We start from the raw sequence: 17,757 nt of genomic DNA on the forward strand, positions 1-17,757 counted from the left end.
GAGGTGAATGATGCGTTGGATTTTAGGAATTGTTATAAATGCAGTCATTGTGTTTTTGATTGCGAATTACTTACCTGGAGTACATGTTGATTCTTGGAGCACGGCATTTTGGATTGCAATTTTGTTAGCGGTCATCAATATCCTCATCTGGCCAATCAAATGGCTTTTATCACTTGTAACACTTGGTCTATTTGGTTTAATTATTAACATCGCATTATTTTGGGGTCTTAGTTTCTTTGTAAATGGATTTACTATTGATGGGTTTGTACCTGCGGTTCTCGGAGGATTGATATTGACAGTGGCATCATCCATTGCCAGAGGAATTTTAAAATAAGCTTTGAAAAGTGCGGCACACTCCCTCTTGCATAGGGGAGTGTGCTTTTTGATCTATTGAGAATCATCGACCGTTTGTCGATTCCACTGCGGGAACCAGATGGAGGACCACATCGGAAGCCCAGCTGGTGTCCAAGCCGTTGACCATGTCGGTCTCCATGTTTGAATCCATAGCTCAGTATGCTTCGGGGTTCGCGCAGGAATCCACTTGCACGAATAGAATCGTGCTACCTCAAAAAGACAAAGCATGATCCAGTAGACCAGTTCGATATAGTAGATGGTTTTGTAATCCCATCCATTGTGATTTGAGACCCAGATCGCCATCATAATAAGCAGATTGGCAATCAAACTACAGGTGAACTGCCACTTGGTGAAGGAGACCCCTCGAAGGGAAAAGAATACACAAGCTTGAATGGCCCAAAAACCATCCATGATAACGAGAATGGAAAGCATCCAATAGCTTGTCGTGATAACGTGGGCATTATCTGTAAACAGACCGATGATCCATTTTCCTGTGAAGGATTGGATCGCCCACATGATTACGGAGCCTACTGTTACTACTCCAACAGCCCAATTGCAGTATCGAATGGCTTCTTTGTAATTTCTCTTTCCAAAGCACTCTGCAACTAGAGGAGATACCGCATTGGAAAAACCCGTAATCCATGCCACATCGAACAGCTCTTTGATTTGTTTCGCAATGCGCCCAGCTGCGTAGATTTCCGTTCCATACTGAAGTGTGGTTCGGTTGAGATACAACGCCGAAATTTGGGCGACAATTAAGGTACCCATCGTGGAAAGGGATTGCTCGATCAGTTTTTTTTGGAGCATCGCGTTACGACGCCAAGAAAACCTGTCAGCAAAGATCTTTTTCTGTAGCTTCCACCATGTGTAGTTCAGCTCAAAGAGATGGGTGATTACTGTCTTCCAAGGGGCACCACTCCTTCTATTGAGGAGGGATTGCTGGAACAGCAGCTTGTGGATCATCCAGTCGTTCGACCAAGTCTTTTTGAGAAAGATCGACGACTTTACCGACATCCACATGAATACCAGTCCAAAGAGGTTGGCGAGCACAGTTGCCAATGCTGCACCCTTTACTCCAAGACCAAAGGTGAAGATGAATACATAATCCAGTGGAAGATGGATCAAGTTCATCGTTACCCCAACGCGGAAGACAGCTTTGCTGTCTTTGTTACCACGAAGGATAGCGCCTGTCATTCCCAACATGCAAGGGATGATGGCACATCCACCCAGAATCCGCAAGTAGTTCACTGCGTCTGTTGTGGTCTGTGGATCTGCTCCATAGAGGATCTGTACGAGTACCGGAGCAAAGCAGATGAACAGCAAGCCGAATCTGGTTGGATGGATCAGACAACAGCTTGGAGTCGTCATCATCCAACAGGTTTTTGCCTCCGCGACTTTGAGAGACAAATACGGACGTGGTACCAGCTAGTGGACTCAGAATCTGGCTCTGTACCAAGATAAGGATGGCACCGGCAATTCCTACGGCAGTCACTGCCACCAAATTGATCTTTGCCACAAACCAAGCGTCAGCGAAATTGAGGCTAATCTGGGAGAGGCTCGTAAAAATACCAAGCAACCCTTGTCTACTGAGTTCTCGCAGGTGTTTGAAACGCATAATATTCCTTCAAATAGAGTGAATCTTTACTAACATTATAGTTTATTTTTGTGGCGAGAACACCCGTGAATTCATTCGTGGGATGAATCGTTACGGTTTTTGGTTTGCACTGATGGTTCGCATTCCTCCCTTGTTGGCGGACAAGAAAATCAAAGAGATTCGTATTCTTCCCAAACATCGAGCAAGGTTCTTTGAAGTGCATTACACGTATGAAGAGCAGGCAGTTCAAAGGGATACCGATAAAAACCAGGATTTGGGGATTAGCAATCTCGCGGCTTGTGTCACCTCCAAAGGGAAAAGTTTTCTGATCGATGGAAAAAGACTAAAGGCAATCAACCAATGGTATAACAAACGCAATGCCCATTTGCAGCGAATCAAAGACAAACAAAAGCAGAAAGGGCATACGCATCAACAAGTTGCTTTGGTGGCAAAACGAAATCGTTTGGTGAACGATTACCTGAACAAGACCTGTCGTAAGATAATCCATTATTGTTTGAAATATCGCATTGGGACACTGGTTATCGGATATAACGAAAATCTGCAAAAAGGCACCAACTTAGGTAAACGCAACAACCAAAATTTTGTGAATATCCCTATTGGGATGATCAAAGCGAAGTTGGAATATTTGTGTCAGTTATATGGGATTACATTTGTGCAACAAGAAGAAAGTTACACGTCCAAAGCGAGTTTTTGGGATCAAGATGAACTGCCCACCTATGATCCATCCAACTCGAAAACGTATACCTTTAGAGGTGCACGGGTGAAACGTGGCTTATATCGTACGTCTTCGGGAATGTTGATGAACGCAGATATCCATGGCGCATTAAACATCTTGCGAAAAAGTAACGTTGTAGCCCTAACGGGCTTATACACTAGAGGCGAAGTGGACACGCCTGTACGAATAAGGATAGACTAGCTATCAACCTTCGTAGACGAAGCTTACGACTTTAGTCGTGAGAGGTTCACTTAAAATGGATTTAAAATTATATTTTTCAGTTAATTCATCTATTTGGTTGCCGATGTGACTTTCACAAAAGGAGTAGTATAGGTTACTTCATTATCCAACCTGAGGAGATATTTTTATGGTCAAAATCAATAACTCAACCTTTGCCTACAATTATTAGTTGTGTGTGTATTTTACTTATTTTTTGGTTTATTCATTGGAGGTTTGTTCGAAATATAAAAAGAAAGGAACAAGAAAATGAAAATAGCAGTTTTATATGATATACATGGCAATTTGCCGGCTTTACATGCTGTACTAGAAGAATTAAAATCTATCAAACCTGATGTCCTCTTTATTGGAGGAGACATTGTTTCAGGACCCATGCCACTACAGACGTTGGAAACACTAAGAAATTTCCCAGGTAATGTTCAGATGATTCGTGGAAACGGCGAGCGGGAAGTGGTAGAGGTATCAGAAGGGAAGACGATCCCTTTTTTATCTGAAAAAGGAGTGGAGAAACAAAAATGGGTTGGGGAACAATTGACTCCATCTGATCGACAATTTCTAGTTGAATTACCAGAGACGATGGTACTAGAAGTAAAGGGATTAGGAGAGATTTTATTTTGCCATGCTACACCGCAAAGTGATGAGGAAATATTCACTCCTCTAACTCCAGATGAACTGGTAGAAACGATGTTTCACACTGTAGAACAGCCTTTGATTTTTTGTGGACATACTCATCTTCCGTTCGTGCGGAAAATAGGTGATAAGCAGATTATTAATCCAGGGAGTGTCGGTATGCCTTTTACTGGGGCTCCAGGTGCATATTGGGCACTTATCGATGAAAATGGATTCGAATTAAAATATACCGCCTATGATCTAGAGGAAGCATCAAAAGCAATCCTTAAGAGCGGTGATCCACAGGCAGAAGAATTTGTAGAGAATTATATTCGGAATACGATGCAGGAAGAACAAGCGATAAATATGATAGAAAAGCTGGCAGAACAACAAAGGAAAAAGGATAGTTAGGATTTTCAGTAGATCTGCCATAAAGCACCAACAGTGTTGCGCCCCTCTCTACAAAAAAGAGAGGGGCGCCTTGTATAAGCGCAACATTTTTTGCTCTCGTTTACTTTTTATGACCTACAAAAAAACGTTTCTCTAGACCCACATCATCATTAGCTGTTAGAATGGGATAGCATTTGTGCTGGAGGGGAGATGTTGATTTGAATCAGGAGCGATATGAGAATTTAAAAAAGAGTGAGAAAGGTGCAATCATCAGTATTATTGCTTATCTCCTTTTATCCGCTCTGAAATTATGTATAGGTTATATGGCAAATTCCGAAGCTCTTCGAGCAGATGGATTAAACAATGCCACGGATATTGTTGCTTCGATTGCAGTGTTCATAGGGCTGCGTTTTTCACAAAAGCCAGCTGATGATGATCATCCATATGGACACTGGAAAGCAGAAACACTATCCTCTCTCATCGCTTCTTTTATCATGATGTCAGTTGGGATTCAAGTTTTATATACAGGAATTACTTCAATAGTAGGCGGGAAAGAAGAACCTCCGAACTTAGTTGCAGCTGGAGTCGGCGCCTTTTGTGCAGGAATTATGATCTGTGTTTATCGTTATAACAAAAAGCTTGCTGTTAAGACGAACAGCCAGGCTGTAATGGCAGCAGCAAAAGACAATCTTTCTGATGCTTATGTAAGTATTGGAGCGGTTGTGGGTATTATCGGATCACAGTTTCATCTTGCTTGGCTGGATACAGTTACAGCTATCATTGTAGGACTTCTTATTTGTAAGACAGCTTGGGATATATTCCGTGAAGCAACTCATTATTTGATGGATGGCTATGATGAAGCCTTGATCGAAAAATACAAAGAAACGGTTTTAAATGTAAATGGTGTTACAGCTGTAAAAGAAATCAAAGCAAGAAATTATGGAAACAACGCAGTTGTTGATGTAGTCCTTTGTGTTGGTGCAAATTTAGCAATAAAAGATGCCCACGATATCTCTACAGAAGTGGAAAACGAATTGATTCAAACTCATGACATTTATGATGTTCATATTCATGTAGAACCAAGCTAAATCATGTGAGTATGGCGAGTTGAAATTAAAAAAATAAGCCAACATATGAGTTGGCTTATTTTGCTTAGTCTATTTTTATTTGCTCTAAACGGCTCCATTATCTTTTTTAACTTCAATCAGATCAGCCCGAATAATATATCGTTCTGGGGCACTTCCAATATAATCAAAAGGATAACAAGTCGTAAGGGTCAGTACTGGTTTTGGTATAGGGACGATAATGGTTCGATCCTCAGGGTTTGTTATCCATGTTTTGCGAATTTGATAGGTGTAGATATGCCCTTGAAATTTCACATAGAGTCGGTCACCTATCTTTAACTGACCTGCTCCTCGAAATACAGTATCACGGTGTCCGGATAAGACCACATGTCCTGTCTCTCCAGGGTTTACAGTACCATAGCCGATATAGTGTCCTACCCCTTTTTTTAGCGATTCATCATCTGTTCCTTGAACAATGGGGAGAATTGCTCCCATGCGAGGAATGATAAGCTCTCCGATCTGCCCGCTTACTTTTAGCTTCGTATTTTTGCTGGCTATCCCTTCTGATAATGCCTTTTGTGTGTGTCGATCATCCCAGTTTGCAGCCACTTTCTTGGAGGCGATCGGATCATACACTACTCTTCGTAGTTGATCCCACCACTGGAAACCATTGAAAACCATCATGAATACTCCTACGATGATAATGATCCAAGCCAGCTTCCGTATCAAAAGAAAACACTCCTTTAGATGTTGAAAAACCCTGAATATTATACCTTAACTAATTAGATTTGTCAGTTTTGATAATAAAACCTTCATTGTTACATAATAGACAAAATTGGTAGTGAGTGAAGAAGTTAAAACGATGTTATCCGCACATTATTTATTGGTATAAAACCAAGTTACTCGGATTGTTTTCTCCATATTCGATATGTTTGACGAAAATGTGATAAGATACCTAGTAACTCTAGTTGTCATCATATTAGCATATTCTCACATGAAGATCGAAAAGTATAATTTGAAGATGTGGCTGAATGGAGCGGAATTGGATGAGTATTGGCGTAAAGATCGAGGAATTACAAGCGAAATTTAATTTAGAACTAATTGGTGAAGGCGTTTCGTTAGAACGAATGATTCAAACGAGTGATTTATACCGCCCTGGCTTGGAATTGGCCGGATTTTTTACCTACTATCCAGTCGATAGGCTGCAACTTTTAGGAAAGACGGAACTGTCTTTCGTTGAAAGTTTATCAGCTGATGTTCGTGAAGAAAGAATGAGAAAGATATGTCATCCTGAAGTACCAGCAATATGTATCACACGGAATCTTAATACTCCCGCAGATTTATTGAAAGCTGCAAATGAGATAGGGGTACCAGTATTACGTACTACATTGCCCACAACCAAGTTCGCTGGAAAGGTAACCGATTATTTAGAAAATCGACTTGCACCTGTATCTACGCTGCACGGTGTATTAGTTGATGTATACGGAATCGGCGTTTTAATAACAGGCGAGAGTGGAATTGGCAAGAGTGAAGCGGCTTTAGAACTAATCAAGCGTGGGCATATGCTGGTTGCAGATGATGCTGTTGAGATAACCCAAGTGACAGAAGGAGAACTATCGGGGACTGCTCCACCAATCATCAAACATCTATTAGAAATTCGCGGTTTGGGGATCATGGATGTGATGATATTATTTGGTGCTGGTGCAGTGCGGAATAAAAAGAATATCTCCATAGTGGTTCGATTGGAAACATGGCGCGAAAATTATCCATATGATCGATTGGGATTGTCAGAAGAAACGATTCGGATAATGGATACGGAGCTGCCAAAATTGACCATACCTGTACGACCAGGTCGAAATGTAGCTGTCTTGATTGAGGTTGCTGCCATGAATTACCGTTCTAAAATACTTGGGTATCATGCAGCAGAACAGTTTGTTACCCGTTTAGAAAATTCGTTAGAAGAGAAGTAACAATGTTTAAGGTGCTACAGAAACCAAATAGTACGACCAGCACGGCTGATTTTTGGTTCCAGCCAGTTAGGATAGTAAACAAATTGAATGGGATTGTGGTAGAGACATCCTGGGGTTTGGCAGGTTCCATAGCCATCCCTTTCCAGAACACTCGTTTTTCGTCCACACTCCAAGCAATCATATCCTTTTGTTTCCATACTATTTATATTTGTATAGGTTTCTACATTTAACACGATAATCACCCTCCTTTTACATTTTACCCTATAGATGTAATATGAAATTTGTCTATATTGATAAATAATATTATTTTTAAGTAAGATCGGAATACTAGGGTTTTTATCACCTCGTTTTCTTTTATTCTGTTTTTCTTGTACAATGACTTTGTGAAGTAAAGTGTTGAAAGGATGGAACATATGCTTGTGATAGATCCTGTAGCAATCGCACTGGGGCCATTCCAAATTCATTGGTATGGAATCATTATGGGAACAGCAGCTATGCTCGGTCTGTATCTTGCCGTTTTGGAAGGAAAAAGGCAAGGTATAGATACAGATAAGCTTTTAGATATGATGATTTGGGTGTTACCTTCTGCTATTATCGGAGCAAGATTGTACTATGTGTTATTTGAATGGGAGTATTATTCCACCCATCCTGAGGATATTATTGCTGTTTGGAAGGGTGGACTTGCGATACATGGTGGATTGATAGCTGCTTTTTCGGTCGGTTATCTCTACATACGCAAACATAAACTTTCTTTCTTACAACTAGCAGATATTTGTGCACCAAGTATTTTATTGGCCCAAGCAATTGGACGTTGGGGCAATTTTATTAACCAAGAAGCTCATGGTGGTCCAGTAAGTGTCCATTTTTTACACTCCCTTCATTTGCCGAATTGGATCATCGGGCAAATGACAATCGGCGGAGTTACCTATCATCCGACGTTTTTGTATGAATCACTCTGGAATTTGGTTGGTTTTGGTGTTCTCTTATTTCTACGCTATGTAGTGGTGCCAAAACGCGGGGAAATTTTGTTCAGTTATATGATCTGGTATTCACTAGGACGCTTCTTTATTGAAGGTCTGCGAACAGACAGCTTAGCGTTCAATGGTCCTGACTGGTTAGCGGCTGTGCTTCAATTTTTCTGGTCTCCGATGGGTCTTCTCTTTCAAGCCGGCCAGTTGACTGGTGGGAATATACGCATTGCTCAGCTTGTAAGTATGCTAACTGTTTTTGTTACAGTAGGAATTATTATATACAGACGTACGAAAAAAACAGAGGTTACAAACACAAAACAAGTAAAAGCTGTGACAACTGAGGTGAAGACCAATAACTAGAAAGATTACCCGTATCTCAGTCAAAGGGAGCAATTCTCTTTGGCAGATGTATCATACGATTTCTTTTTGGAAGGTATTGCGGAATACCCTAGTATGCTGGGGAGTCCGATATCTTCCCTTTTTTCGGTTAAAAAATAGCTTTTACCGCAGATGTTTAGGGATGAAGATCGGAAGACATACAGCAATTGCCTTTTTTGTCATGATGGATCTGCTTTATCCAGAGAAAATAAGCATTGGGAAAAATACGATAATTGGGTATAACACTACGATTTTGACCCATGAATACTTAATAAATGAATACCGTATCGGAGAAGTGGTCATAGGAGATAATGTGATGATCGGAGCGAATACAACGATTCTTCCGGGAATTCAGATCGGAGATGGGGCAGTCATCGGTGCAGGTACAGTTGTCTCCAAGGATGTAGCACCTTATACTTTTGTTGCTGGCAACCCAATGAGAGTGATGAGCAATGGGAAAGGCAGTAGGAGTTCCTCATAAGGAATTTCATAAAAATGGGACATTGATCATCAAATGTCCCTTATTTCATATAAAATCCAGCTGTTGTTAGTTAGCAAAAATGTCAAAGTTCTTTCCATGTATATAAGTAATCCCATTTCCTATGTCTGTAAACTTCTGCATCTAGTAAATCGATGTCTATTTTTTTATTGTTCACTAGTAATGGATAATCTACTGATCTTTTTTGTTTTGATAAAAGGTTTTTCATAAGGAGTTTTGTCAAAGTAGTACTCCATCCGTAGTTCGTTTCCACCAATCGAAAGTTTCGATCCACTATAAAAACGCTACTGAGGGATCATTTTTATGGATTCAACGAAATCCTGTACTTTATCTCTGTCACCTACAACAGTAAATTTTAATGACATTTCCGCTTCAGTCCTTTTTTTCTAATTTTGTTAAGTGCCTTATTTCCATGCGAATCAAGGCGTGAATCCATCGCTCATTGTTGTCCATACCATGGGGAAATAAAAACTTTACGATATATCCTGGCCAAAAGCAGATGGGGGAATTGGTGTAAGTGAAAATTATGTGTCAGATCTGGAAAGAGGTATAAAGAACATAACTGACCCTCAAACACTACGAAATTTATGTACTATATTGCAAATTCCGTTCTGGGAAATGGGACTTTCTGATTTTGATCCATTTTATACAACCAATTTAAATGATTCTGGGTTTAATTATATTGGTATTACTAAACTTACTGATTCGGCTACTGATCGTATTCTAGAATACAAAAATTGTCTCCTAGAAGCAGATGGAGATTGTTTTATATCAGGAACATCCATAACGTGCGACAAGGGGACGGTTCTTGTGTCGCACAAATATCTTGGATATTATTGATAGAGATTTGACTTTACGTCTCACTTCTTCGATAATCATCCGAACCCACTTCTCGATTTGCTCTAGCGAGATACTAATTCGCAAAAATTTCTCACGTTCTTTCATAAAGGATTTTTTGTCCAATATAAAAAGAAAAATCAGATATAGAGGGAGTATAATCCGCTCTTTATCTGATTTTAGTTCCTAAATTTTATTCTCTTATTTGCCCATTCCCATGAATCAAATACTTATAACTTGTCAATTCTTTTAATCCCATCGGTCCTCTTGCATGCAGTTTCTGTGTGGAGATGCCGATCTCGGCTCCAAAGCCAAATTCAAATCCATCGGTAAAGCGAGTGGAGGCGTTGTGGTAAACTGCTGCTGCATCTACACTTGTGAGGAATTGGTTTGCTGTTTCTTGATTATCAGTAACAATTGCTTCTGAATGATTGGTTCCAAAGCGGTCGATATGGGAAATTGCTTCTTCTGTATTCTTTACCACTTTAATAGCTAAAATCAGATCGAGAAATTCAGTATCAAAGTCTATTTCTGTCGCCGCTTCGATAGCTTGATTAGGAAGCAGGGCTTGTGTCTGCTCACAGCCGCGAATCGTAACTCCTTTTTCTTTCAGGAGCGGGACGAGTGCAGGTAAAAAAGCAGGTGCGATTTGTTCATGTACAAGTAAAGATTCAATCGCGTTGCAGACAGAAGGACGCTGAACTTTTGCATTGATGGCAATATCGAGTGCCATTTGCAGATTGGCATCTTTATCAACATAGACGTGACAGTTTCCTACACCTGTCTCGATAACTGGAACGAGAGAGTGTTCCAAAACATATTGAATAAGTCCAGCACCACCTCGAGGAATGATTAAGTCGACCTTCCCTTTGCTGCGAATCAATTGCTCGATGGTTTGTCTCTCCGTTTGCTGGATGATTTGAATAGCATCTTCGGGGAGTGATGTTTCTTTCAATCCATCTCGAAGGGCATTTACTAAGGCGATGTTGGTATTAATCGCTTCTTTTCCACCGCGTAATATAACAGCATTTCCAGTTTTTAAAGTCAACCCAGCTGCATCTACGGTTACATTTGGCCTTGATTCATAAATAATACCAATAACACCAAAGGGAACACGAATCTGTTCAATTGTGAGCCCATTTGGCCGCTCGATTGTTTGTAGGCTTTGACCCACAGGATCCGCTAGGTCTGCGATTTGTTCAAGTCCTGTGATCATGTCCTGTATCCGAGTCTCATCTAAACGTAAACGATCCAATTTAGACTCTGTTAATCCCTGTTTTCTACTCGCATCTAAATCTTTTTCATTTGCACTTAATATGGTTTCTCTTTGTTGCCAAAGTACTTTGCCAATATGGCGGATTGCTTCGTTTTTTTCTTCACTGCTTAGGGTGACAAGTTTGCGTGATGCTGTTTTTGCTTGTGTTGTTAGCTTTTCGAGCAAAGGGAAACACTCCTTTTGGATGATAGTAAGACAAGTTGATCCCGATGGATCACTTCTGGAAGAAGAGGCAGGGGCTCTCCTTCATGGCGTTTGCTGATGAGTTGGTCTATATCACGACTCGACAGATGAACAATACCTTTGCCAATTGTTTGTTCATGGTGGCAAATTTCCACTACAGAACCTTCTACAAAATCACCTGTTGTTGATAAAATACCTGCTAGTAATAAACTAGAGTTTCCTTTTGTCAAAGCTTCATATGCACCAGTATCCACGATTACACTTCCTTCCGCCCTTGTACCATAGGCAATCCATGGTTTTTTCTTCTTTAACGGAGTATCAGCAATGAAGTGTGTTCCAATTGCGTTACCAGCGATGATGTGTTGTAAAACATTCGGTCTATTACTATTTGCGATTCGAACATTTACACCAGATTGAGTAGCAATCTGAGCGGCTTGCAGTTTGGTTTTCATTCCACCAGTGCCGACTGAACTTCCATTTCCTCCAGCTATCTGCCAAAGTTCTGGCGTGATCGCTTCAATTTGGTGGAGCAGTTTTGCATTTTTGTCTATTCGGGGATTCGAAGTATACAACCCATCAATATCTGATAACATGACATAGAGGTCGGCTGCTGCAACTAAGGAAACCAATGCGCCAAGGGTGTCGTTATCTCCAAAACGAATTTCTTCTACTGCTACTGTGTCATTTTCATTAATAATAGGGATAATGCCATGATGCAAAAGAGGTTCTATCGTATTGCGGATATGAATAAAACGTTTTCGATCTTCGATGTCAGATCGAGTGAGTAATAATTGAGCTACAGGTATATCGTGATGTGCAAAACTTTCTTGATACTGCTGGATTAAAACAGATTGCCCTACTGCTGCCGCTGCTTGTTTTTCAGGCATAGTCATGGTAGTTCGATTCCAACCTAAAGCACCAACACCTGCTGCAACAGCGCCTGAAGTGACGAGGATCAATTGGAGCTTTTGTTGATGAAGATATACTAATTGTGTGACCAATTGATTCACTTTAGATCGGCACAAGGAACCAGATTCATCAACCAAGCTGCTAGAACCTACTTTTACAACAATCCTTTTCAAATGGAAATCCCTCCTTTTTCGAAGTGATTTTATAAAAATTAAAAAAGCCATTCATCCCAGAGAAGGACGAATGGCTTCGTGGTACCACCTTCATTGATTTTATATGAGGACATATAAAACCCACTCTATTAGACGCTAACGGTTTCTCACCGACTCGCTTTTCACGAGTAGCTCCGGAGGCGGGATCTGTCTCTAGGATGATAGGATTTTCCAGCCGAGAATCCTACTCTCTAAACATCCCAATTAAGACAGACTTCACTCCATCAATGCTTGCCGAAGTATAACTGTTTTATTACGATACCGAATTTACAAGTTAGTTGTCAACTAGTTTTCGAACCAACGATTTCATTTAAGGAGTGAACCCCTTTTTCTTCTAAGATGGCGAGTAGTTCTGTATTGATTTTACGGGCTATTCCCGGTCCTTCATAAATCATCCCAGTGTACACTTGAATCAAGTTTGCTCCTGCACATATCTTTTCATATGCGTCTGCTCCAGAGAATATACCACCTACTCCAATAATAGGAGTTTTACCCTCGGTGATATGGTAAATGTGGCGAACAAATTCCGTCGATTTCTGGGTTAGTGGCCGCCCGCTTAACCCTCCACTCTCTTTTGTATAAGGAGAAGGATGCAAGTTTTCCCGGGAAATAGTCGTATTAGTAGCTATGATACCGTCAATTCCAGACTTTATTGCCGTTTGGATGATATCCTTCATTTGTTCCAGACTGAGATCTGGGGCGATTTTTAAAAAAACAGGGCGATAGGAGCTTGTCTCTTTTAGTAACTCATCACGTGTAGATAGTACAGAAGTGAGTAATTTTTGGAGTGCATCCACATGTTGAAGATCACGAAGTCCTTCTGTATTTGGAGAGCTGACATTAAGAACGAAGTAGTCTGCGTAATCATAGAGACTCATCAATCCGCTTCGATAATCACTGCTTGCTTGTTCATTGGGGGTATCTTTGTTTTTACCCAAGTTGATCCCGATCGGGATATTTGGTTTGGAGAGGGCTTGAAACGTATTTTTTGCATCTTCTATCCCATGATTGTTAAAGCCCATGCGATTAATGATGGCTTCATCTTCTATCAAGCGGAAAAGCCTGGGCTTTGGATTTCCAACCTGGGGCCTGGGAGTCAATGTTCCCACTTCGACAAAACCAAACCCAAAAGCAGACAGCCCATGATAAACATTGGCATGTTTATCAAATCCAGCTGCTAAGCCTACAGGATTAGGGAAGGAGAGACCACATACTGTACTTTCTAAACGTTTATCTATTATGGTAAATCTCTTTTGAATAAATTTGCTGATTTTAGGTGTGCTCTGCATGACTTGCAAGCCGCGAATCGTCATGGTATGAGCTTGTTCCGCATTCATCCGGAAAAGCAATTTACGAAGCGATTTATATACCATTGGTAGCGTCCTTTCTACAAAACATATCTAAAGTAGCATACCATAGAATGCTGAGAAACGAGAGGATACTTTGTGTTAGAAATTGTATGTAGTCTATTTTAAACTTTCGAACAATCTAGTTTCCCAATAAAGAAGTGGGGTTTTAGAATATTTAAGTTGCAACTATCTCGTACAGAAAAGTTTCTCATGGTTATCATATAAAATAGAAAAGTATATGAATAAATATGTCCGATTTTACACACTATTTCGAAACAATGCAGACATAAATGAATATTTATTTTGATAGACGATAATTTAAAATGAAAATACATTCAATGAAAGGGTGAAAGCCTGTGAAAAATTGGAAAAATACTGCAATTGCATTTAGCTTGGCAACTGGACTGTTCATAACTGGTGTTGCAACCACTACTATAAATGTTACACACGCTGCTGAGAAAAAAGTGGAAATCCATCAAATTGTCCATCAACAAACCATTAAAGAAATGAAAAAACGTGCAATAGCTGGGAAAACAACAAACAGTGAAAACTTCTCTATAGGTTCCAAAACGAAAGATATTGTGAAAAAATGGGGCAAACCAGATCAGGGATCAGATGCAGAGTATCTTGGTTACAATAAAAGAAAAATCGGATTCTTTGCAACATCTGGTCGTGTAAATTTGATTGTTTCGAACGATAAAAAATATAGTGGCATTACTTATAAAGAAGTCAAAAGGGAATTAGGAAAGCCTAGTAAAGAAAGAAAAGGTGAAGATGGAATTTACGTAACTTACAAAGCAGGAAAACATGCTTTAGAGATTGCATTTTATTACAACAAAGCAGGCAATGCTCCTGATACCATTAAAGAAGTATCTGTTTATTAATAGTTGATTATAGGCTTTTGTAACAAAGCAATTCTGTTATATTGGAATTGCTTTTTTTATGTTTCAAAAAGGCAGAAAATAAATTTGCAAAAGATGTAAAATCGGAAGTGGCGTATTATGTAAAGAAAGCCCTGCTTCTACTGAATATAGTGTAGAGGAGAAAATTGAAAGAGACTAGTAGGTAGAGTATTGTCTCTGGATTTTTTTGATTGTTCCAAAAATTTTCTCGTAATGCTTCGGTTTGGAAAAACAACCGATATCCCATGTTGTCTCCTCGTAATTTGTTCATCGATAGAGCAGGGTAGAATTGATAACGATCGTAAAGAGGGTCTTCCTTCCAATCATAAATAGCAGGTTTTATCCCCAATATAAATCCTTCTTCAAAAGATAAACCAAAATCGGGATAATCCGTCAATGGGATGTTCCTTTCTGTGCAAAATACTTTCTTTTTCTTTTCCTCTGCCTCTCTGTTACTAATCCTTAAAACTTAAATAAAGGGAATAAATTTCAGACGCATTGTATTAATTTATAAATAAATGCCATAACAGCGTATAGAAATCAATTTGAAGGATTGAACATTTTCTTCAAGCTATCTTGATATTCTTTCTTATAAATGGGTCCCCTGCGCTGAAACAGCACAGGGGAGGCCCACATCCGGTATGCGGCTATGAAGGGGTCACGCAGCAGCCGGTTCCTTCAGCCTATTCATGACCTTGGCCCACTGCTTGTTGACTCGTCCGAGGCACTTCCTCGCCTTGCCCAGATGACGGTTGTCGATCCACCGGGCCGTCGTGGTCTCCCCGGTCCAGTCAGTCCAGAGGTTGAACTGACCCATACCCTCACACCCGAGGGTGATTCCGTCGAACCAGACTCCATCCTCGATCGGTGTCAGCGGGATCTCGGTGCCGTCTTCCTTGTGCAGGATGCCGCGGAACTGGGGACCAGACTGAGTCTCCTGCACCAGTACCGTGATCTGGCCGACACCCTTGCGTTCCCAGACACTGTCCTGCTTCTCGATGTCTGGGGTCCAAGTGGAAGGGATGGGGATCACGTTGATCTCGCCAAGCTTGAAGTAGTCGGAGGTCAGACCATGGATCCCTCGAATCACGCCGGGGTTTTTCTCCGAGTACAACTGGGGGCTCTGACGGTTTGCGACCGCGAACTTCCCGTACTCGTAACGGTCCGTTCCGTCCTTCAGAATGCCCACTTGAAGAGCTTCCGTGTACGTCCGGGTGCTCAGCAGTGGATCGGTACCGTCTTCCCAGCAGAATTCGCTCAGCGTGAGCTGGTCGCCGGTGATGCGGAACTCGCCGCCGTAGAGAGGAGCGCCGTCGTTGGGCATGCCCCTCACTTCGAGGCCGTTGAAGACGCGGATGAAGCTCCAGTACTTGTCCTCCGACGATGCGGGAACGTAGAGCTGGTTGCTGAGGGGGTTGGAGCAGTACTCCTCCCACTTCTCCTCATCCATCTCCGCCAGACTGAGCCGCTGGTTGCTGGTCGCCTCAGTTGCCTCCCAGTAGTGCCAGGTGTTCACCATCAGAGGGGTGAACACGGCTCCGTCTTCAACCTCGACTCGCTCATACACCCCACCGCTGTGGATGTTGACGATGAGGACATGCTCACCGTCCGCGTCATCGCTGAGGAAGATGCGGTGGCCGGAGAGAGACATCAACTCCATGGTTTGCCTTCACTTTCGCTCGGATGTGGACTGTTACTTGCCTACTCCTATTTTAAATCAGTATTCTATTCATGAACATAGAAAATGAGGAAAGTGAGCTTAACGTTTTTTTGAACTAATACTAATTGTCTAAACAAATGGAAGGGGCAATATCTGTTGCTCCTTTTTTGTTTACTTGTTTTCGGTTCTTTCCAATCTTCTGTGTTATAGAAATATCTTTCTTGATGATTAAAATGTTTGATATAATACATGCTAGTTCCATTCGTTATGCTGGAGGGTGTCCTACAGGGCATTCGGAAAGGTCATGGTATGAGCCCTAAGCTCGATGTCGAGGCTGTCCTTAAGGAAATTGCTGGATGTCTTGACGACAATGGCCTACTTCCTTTTCTTGGTGTCGGCTCAGGATGTAGTTCGCTTATGAATCTGACGACGATGTTCCACAAGAAGCAAGGCCGTCCGGCTACCTGGTCGAACATGCCAGAGGGAACGCTGTTCTTCAGGAGCGATTCTTCTTTCGGGGGATGGACCAAGCCCGAAGAGAGGATGACCGATGGCTGGTGTGGAACCACTGTCAATCTGAACGACCTGGTGAATGATCAGGTAGCTTGGGTTCACAGTGATTCTGAGATTTGGATCATCCAGAGGGTAGGAAACTCCTTCCTCTGGTACCACTTGCTCAAGCTAGTAGGAGGATGAATCTGACCTAAGCCCCCCTGCGTAATCACGCCCCCATACAGGGATCATCCTTGTTAAGGATCGATATCTTGTATGGGGGCGGTGCATTTTAAGTCAATAAAGAAAGTCCTGAGCTATAAAAAAATTAGTCATTAGAATGATTTCGGTGATTTACAGGAACTGCAAAGATATCATAGTTTACACCTTTCACCTGAACAGTATGATCATCATTTTGTGTTTTGCTGGCATTTAGTAATTCAATTACAATAGAGCCATTTTCTGTTTCTAACGTCACATAGGTTACTTTGGTTGTCTCCGTCATCGGTTGATCTCTCCTTCACTCCTATCAGCTAGCAGCTGCTCGATATACTGTTCGATCTGATGGATTTTCTCCAGATCAAAAGCAGCAATATCACAAATCATCGAAGTATGAAGCTGTCTTACATCGTGTATGTCACCTGTGCGGATAAACGTACATAACTCCTCTATTTGCTGAGAAGTGAGCTGGATTGTCTTTGTACTTTGGACAGCGATTGGCTCCCCATCTTGATAGAGGAAGTAGATTGCCTCGATCAGCGCAAGACGCGAAGTCGCTAAGCGTAAATGATCCATACGGGTAACATAATCTTCTTGTTCACAGCAATAGACCAGATATCTAGCCAACTCTTTCCCGATCTGTTTCATATCCGCTAGTGTCATCCATACCCCTCCCAGCAAAGATAAACTCGACTTGATCTTTTTCAGGAGAAAATACATATTTTGCAGATTCATAAAAGGTGTAGCGTTCATCCATGCGAATATAATGAATAAAGTCCCGGACCACCTTACTATCTCCCTCAATTTGTAACTTTAAGCTCATTTTTATCCCCTCTTCCTGCTTGGTAAATCTAACTTTACTTGGCTTAATTTTAATCGGGCTCCCCTATTTTTACTAATCCGAAATATCAGAACA

General features: G+C 41.2%; 20 protein-coding genes and 1 other annotated feature. Of the genes, 8 read left to right on the plus strand and 12 right to left on the minus strand.

Going from position 1 to position 17,757, the window contains the following annotated elements:
* Positions 1–7 precede the first annotated feature (7 nt).
* Positions 8–334: a phage holin family protein gene (locus MK805_RS10105; RefSeq protein WP_240875695.1), complete on the plus strand. Its 327-nt coding sequence runs from the start codon at positions 8–10 to the stop codon at positions 332–334.
* A 53-nt stretch (positions 335–387) separates the two neighbouring features.
* Here MK805_RS10105 and MK805_RS10110 read toward each other — a convergent pair whose 3' ends face one another.
* On the minus strand, positions 388–1,725 hold the full coding sequence (locus MK805_RS10110; protein WP_240875697.1) for an MATE family efflux transporter: 1,338 nt from the start codon (positions 1,723–1,725) through the stop codon (positions 388–390).
* A 281-nt stretch (positions 1,726–2,006) separates the two neighbouring features.
* On the opposite strand from MK805_RS10110, the gene MK805_RS10115 reads away from it, so the two are divergent.
* From MK805_RS10115 to MK805_RS10125, 3 genes are all read left to right on the plus strand, one after another.
* The gene (locus MK805_RS10115; protein WP_338057497.1) at positions 2,007–2,885 is read left to right on the plus strand and encodes an RNA-guided endonuclease InsQ/TnpB family protein; all 879 of its coding nucleotides are present in this window, start codon (positions 2,007–2,009) and stop codon (positions 2,883–2,885) included.
* Positions 2,886–3,170: 285 nt separating this feature from the next.
* Positions 3,171–3,941 (plus strand): metallophosphoesterase family protein, encoded by a 771-nt coding sequence (locus MK805_RS10120; protein WP_240875701.1) that lies wholly within the window; start codon positions 3,171–3,173, stop codon positions 3,939–3,941.
* Between the two features lie 197 nt (positions 3,942–4,138).
* Positions 4,139–5,008: a cation diffusion facilitator family transporter gene (locus MK805_RS10125; protein ID WP_240875703.1), complete on the plus strand. Its 870-nt coding sequence runs from the start codon at positions 4,139–4,141 to the stop codon at positions 5,006–5,008.
* Between the two features lie 84 nt (positions 5,009–5,092).
* Here the strand turns inward: MK805_RS10125 and MK805_RS10130 are convergent, their stop codons facing one another.
* Positions 5,093–5,713: a class D sortase gene (locus MK805_RS10130; RefSeq protein ID WP_240875706.1), complete on the minus strand. Its 621-nt coding sequence runs from the start codon at positions 5,711–5,713 to the stop codon at positions 5,093–5,095.
* Between the two features lie 317 nt (positions 5,714–6,030).
* On the opposite strand from MK805_RS10130, the gene hprK reads away from it, so the two are divergent.
* Positions 6,031–6,954: an HPr(Ser) kinase/phosphatase gene (gene hprK / locus MK805_RS10135; protein ID WP_240875708.1), complete on the plus strand. Its 924-nt coding sequence runs from the start codon at positions 6,031–6,033 to the stop codon at positions 6,952–6,954.
* 14 nt (positions 6,955–6,968) lie between these two features.
* On the opposite strand, the gene MK805_RS10140 is transcribed toward hprK, so the two are convergent.
* Complete coding sequence (locus MK805_RS10140) at positions 6,969–7,187, minus strand: hypothetical protein (protein ID WP_240875710.1); 219 nt, start codon at positions 7,185–7,187, stop codon at positions 6,969–6,971.
* A 180-nt stretch (positions 7,188–7,367) separates the two neighbouring features.
* Here MK805_RS10140 and lgt point away from each other — a divergent pair, with 180 nt between their 5' ends.
* Both lgt and MK805_RS10150 read left to right on the plus strand, forming a co-directional pair.
* Positions 7,368–8,285, plus strand: a complete 918-nt coding sequence (gene lgt / locus MK805_RS10145) for a prolipoprotein diacylglyceryl transferase (RefSeq protein WP_240875716.1) — start codon at positions 7,368–7,370, stop codon at positions 8,283–8,285.
* A 46-nt stretch (positions 8,286–8,331) separates the two neighbouring features.
* Positions 8,332–8,784 carry an acyltransferase gene (locus tag MK805_RS10150; protein ID WP_240875718.1) on the plus strand — a complete coding sequence of 151 codons (453 nt, stop codon included), beginning with the start codon at positions 8,332–8,334 and terminating at the stop codon, positions 8,782–8,784.
* Positions 8,785–9,832: 1,048 nt separating this feature from the next.
* Here MK805_RS10150 and MK805_RS10155 read toward each other — a convergent pair.
* From MK805_RS10155 to MK805_RS10165, 3 genes are all read right to left on the minus strand, one after another.
* The gene (locus MK805_RS10155) at positions 9,833–11,080 is read right to left on the minus strand and encodes a glutamate-5-semialdehyde dehydrogenase (protein WP_240875721.1); all 1,248 of its coding nucleotides are present in this window, start codon (positions 11,078–11,080) and stop codon (positions 9,833–9,835) included.
* Positions 11,065–12,180, minus strand: a complete 1,116-nt coding sequence (gene proB / locus MK805_RS10160) for a glutamate 5-kinase (RefSeq protein WP_240875722.1) — start codon at positions 12,178–12,180, stop codon at positions 11,065–11,067. Before proB ends, MK805_RS10155 begins: the two co-directional genes overlap by 16 nt.
* 59 nt (positions 12,181–12,239) lie before the next feature.
* Positions 12,240–12,456 (minus strand) — a binding site (T-box leader).
* 44 nt (positions 12,457–12,500) lie between these two features.
* Positions 12,501–13,592 (minus strand): quinone-dependent dihydroorotate dehydrogenase, encoded by a 1,092-nt coding sequence (locus MK805_RS10165; RefSeq protein ID WP_240875724.1) that lies wholly within the window; start codon positions 13,590–13,592, stop codon positions 12,501–12,503.
* A 332-nt stretch (positions 13,593–13,924) separates the two neighbouring features.
* On the opposite strand from MK805_RS10165, the gene MK805_RS10170 reads away from it, so the two are divergent.
* Positions 13,925–14,452, plus strand: a complete 528-nt coding sequence (locus MK805_RS10170; RefSeq protein ID WP_240875726.1) for a DUF4309 domain-containing protein — start codon at positions 13,925–13,927, stop codon at positions 14,450–14,452.
* 115 nt (positions 14,453–14,567) lie between these two features.
* Here the strand turns inward: MK805_RS10170 and MK805_RS10175 are convergent, their stop codons facing one another.
* The 6 genes from MK805_RS10175 to MK805_RS10200 all read right to left on the minus strand — a co-directional run bounded on the left by MK805_RS10175 (position 14,568) and on the right by MK805_RS10200 (position 17,664).
* Complete coding sequence (locus tag MK805_RS10175) at positions 14,568–14,867, minus strand: hypothetical protein (protein WP_240875728.1); 300 nt, start codon at positions 14,865–14,867, stop codon at positions 14,568–14,570.
* A 261-nt stretch (positions 14,868–15,128) separates the two neighbouring features.
* A complete protein-coding gene (locus MK805_RS10180) occupies positions 15,129–16,130 on the minus strand; it encodes a hypothetical protein (protein ID WP_240875729.1) in 1,002 nt (333 codons plus the stop codon).
* A 399-nt stretch (positions 16,131–16,529) separates the two neighbouring features.
* Positions 16,530–16,802, minus strand: a complete 273-nt coding sequence (locus MK805_RS10185) for a hypothetical protein (protein WP_240875731.1) — start codon at positions 16,800–16,802, stop codon at positions 16,530–16,532.
* Positions 16,803–16,950: 148 nt separating this feature from the next.
* On the minus strand, positions 16,951–17,127 hold the full coding sequence (locus tag MK805_RS10190) for a hypothetical protein (RefSeq protein ID WP_240875732.1): 177 nt from the start codon (positions 17,125–17,127) through the stop codon (positions 16,951–16,953).
* Positions 17,124–17,504 carry a hypothetical protein gene (locus MK805_RS10195; RefSeq protein ID WP_240875735.1) on the minus strand — a complete coding sequence of 127 codons (381 nt, stop codon included), beginning with the start codon at positions 17,502–17,504 and terminating at the stop codon, positions 17,124–17,126. Before MK805_RS10195 ends, MK805_RS10190 begins: the two co-directional genes overlap by 4 nt.
* Complete coding sequence (locus tag MK805_RS10200) at positions 17,461–17,664, minus strand: hypothetical protein (RefSeq protein WP_240875736.1); 204 nt, start codon at positions 17,662–17,664, stop codon at positions 17,461–17,463. The genes MK805_RS10195 and MK805_RS10200 overlap by 44 nt, the downstream gene beginning before the upstream one ends.
* Between the last annotated feature and the right edge of the window lie 93 nt (positions 17,665–17,757).

The sequence above is a fragment of the Shimazuella soli genome, from assembly GCF_022511585.1.
Classification (GTDB): Bacteria; Bacillota; Bacilli; order Thermoactinomycetales; family Thermoactinomycetaceae; genus Shimazuella; species Shimazuella soli.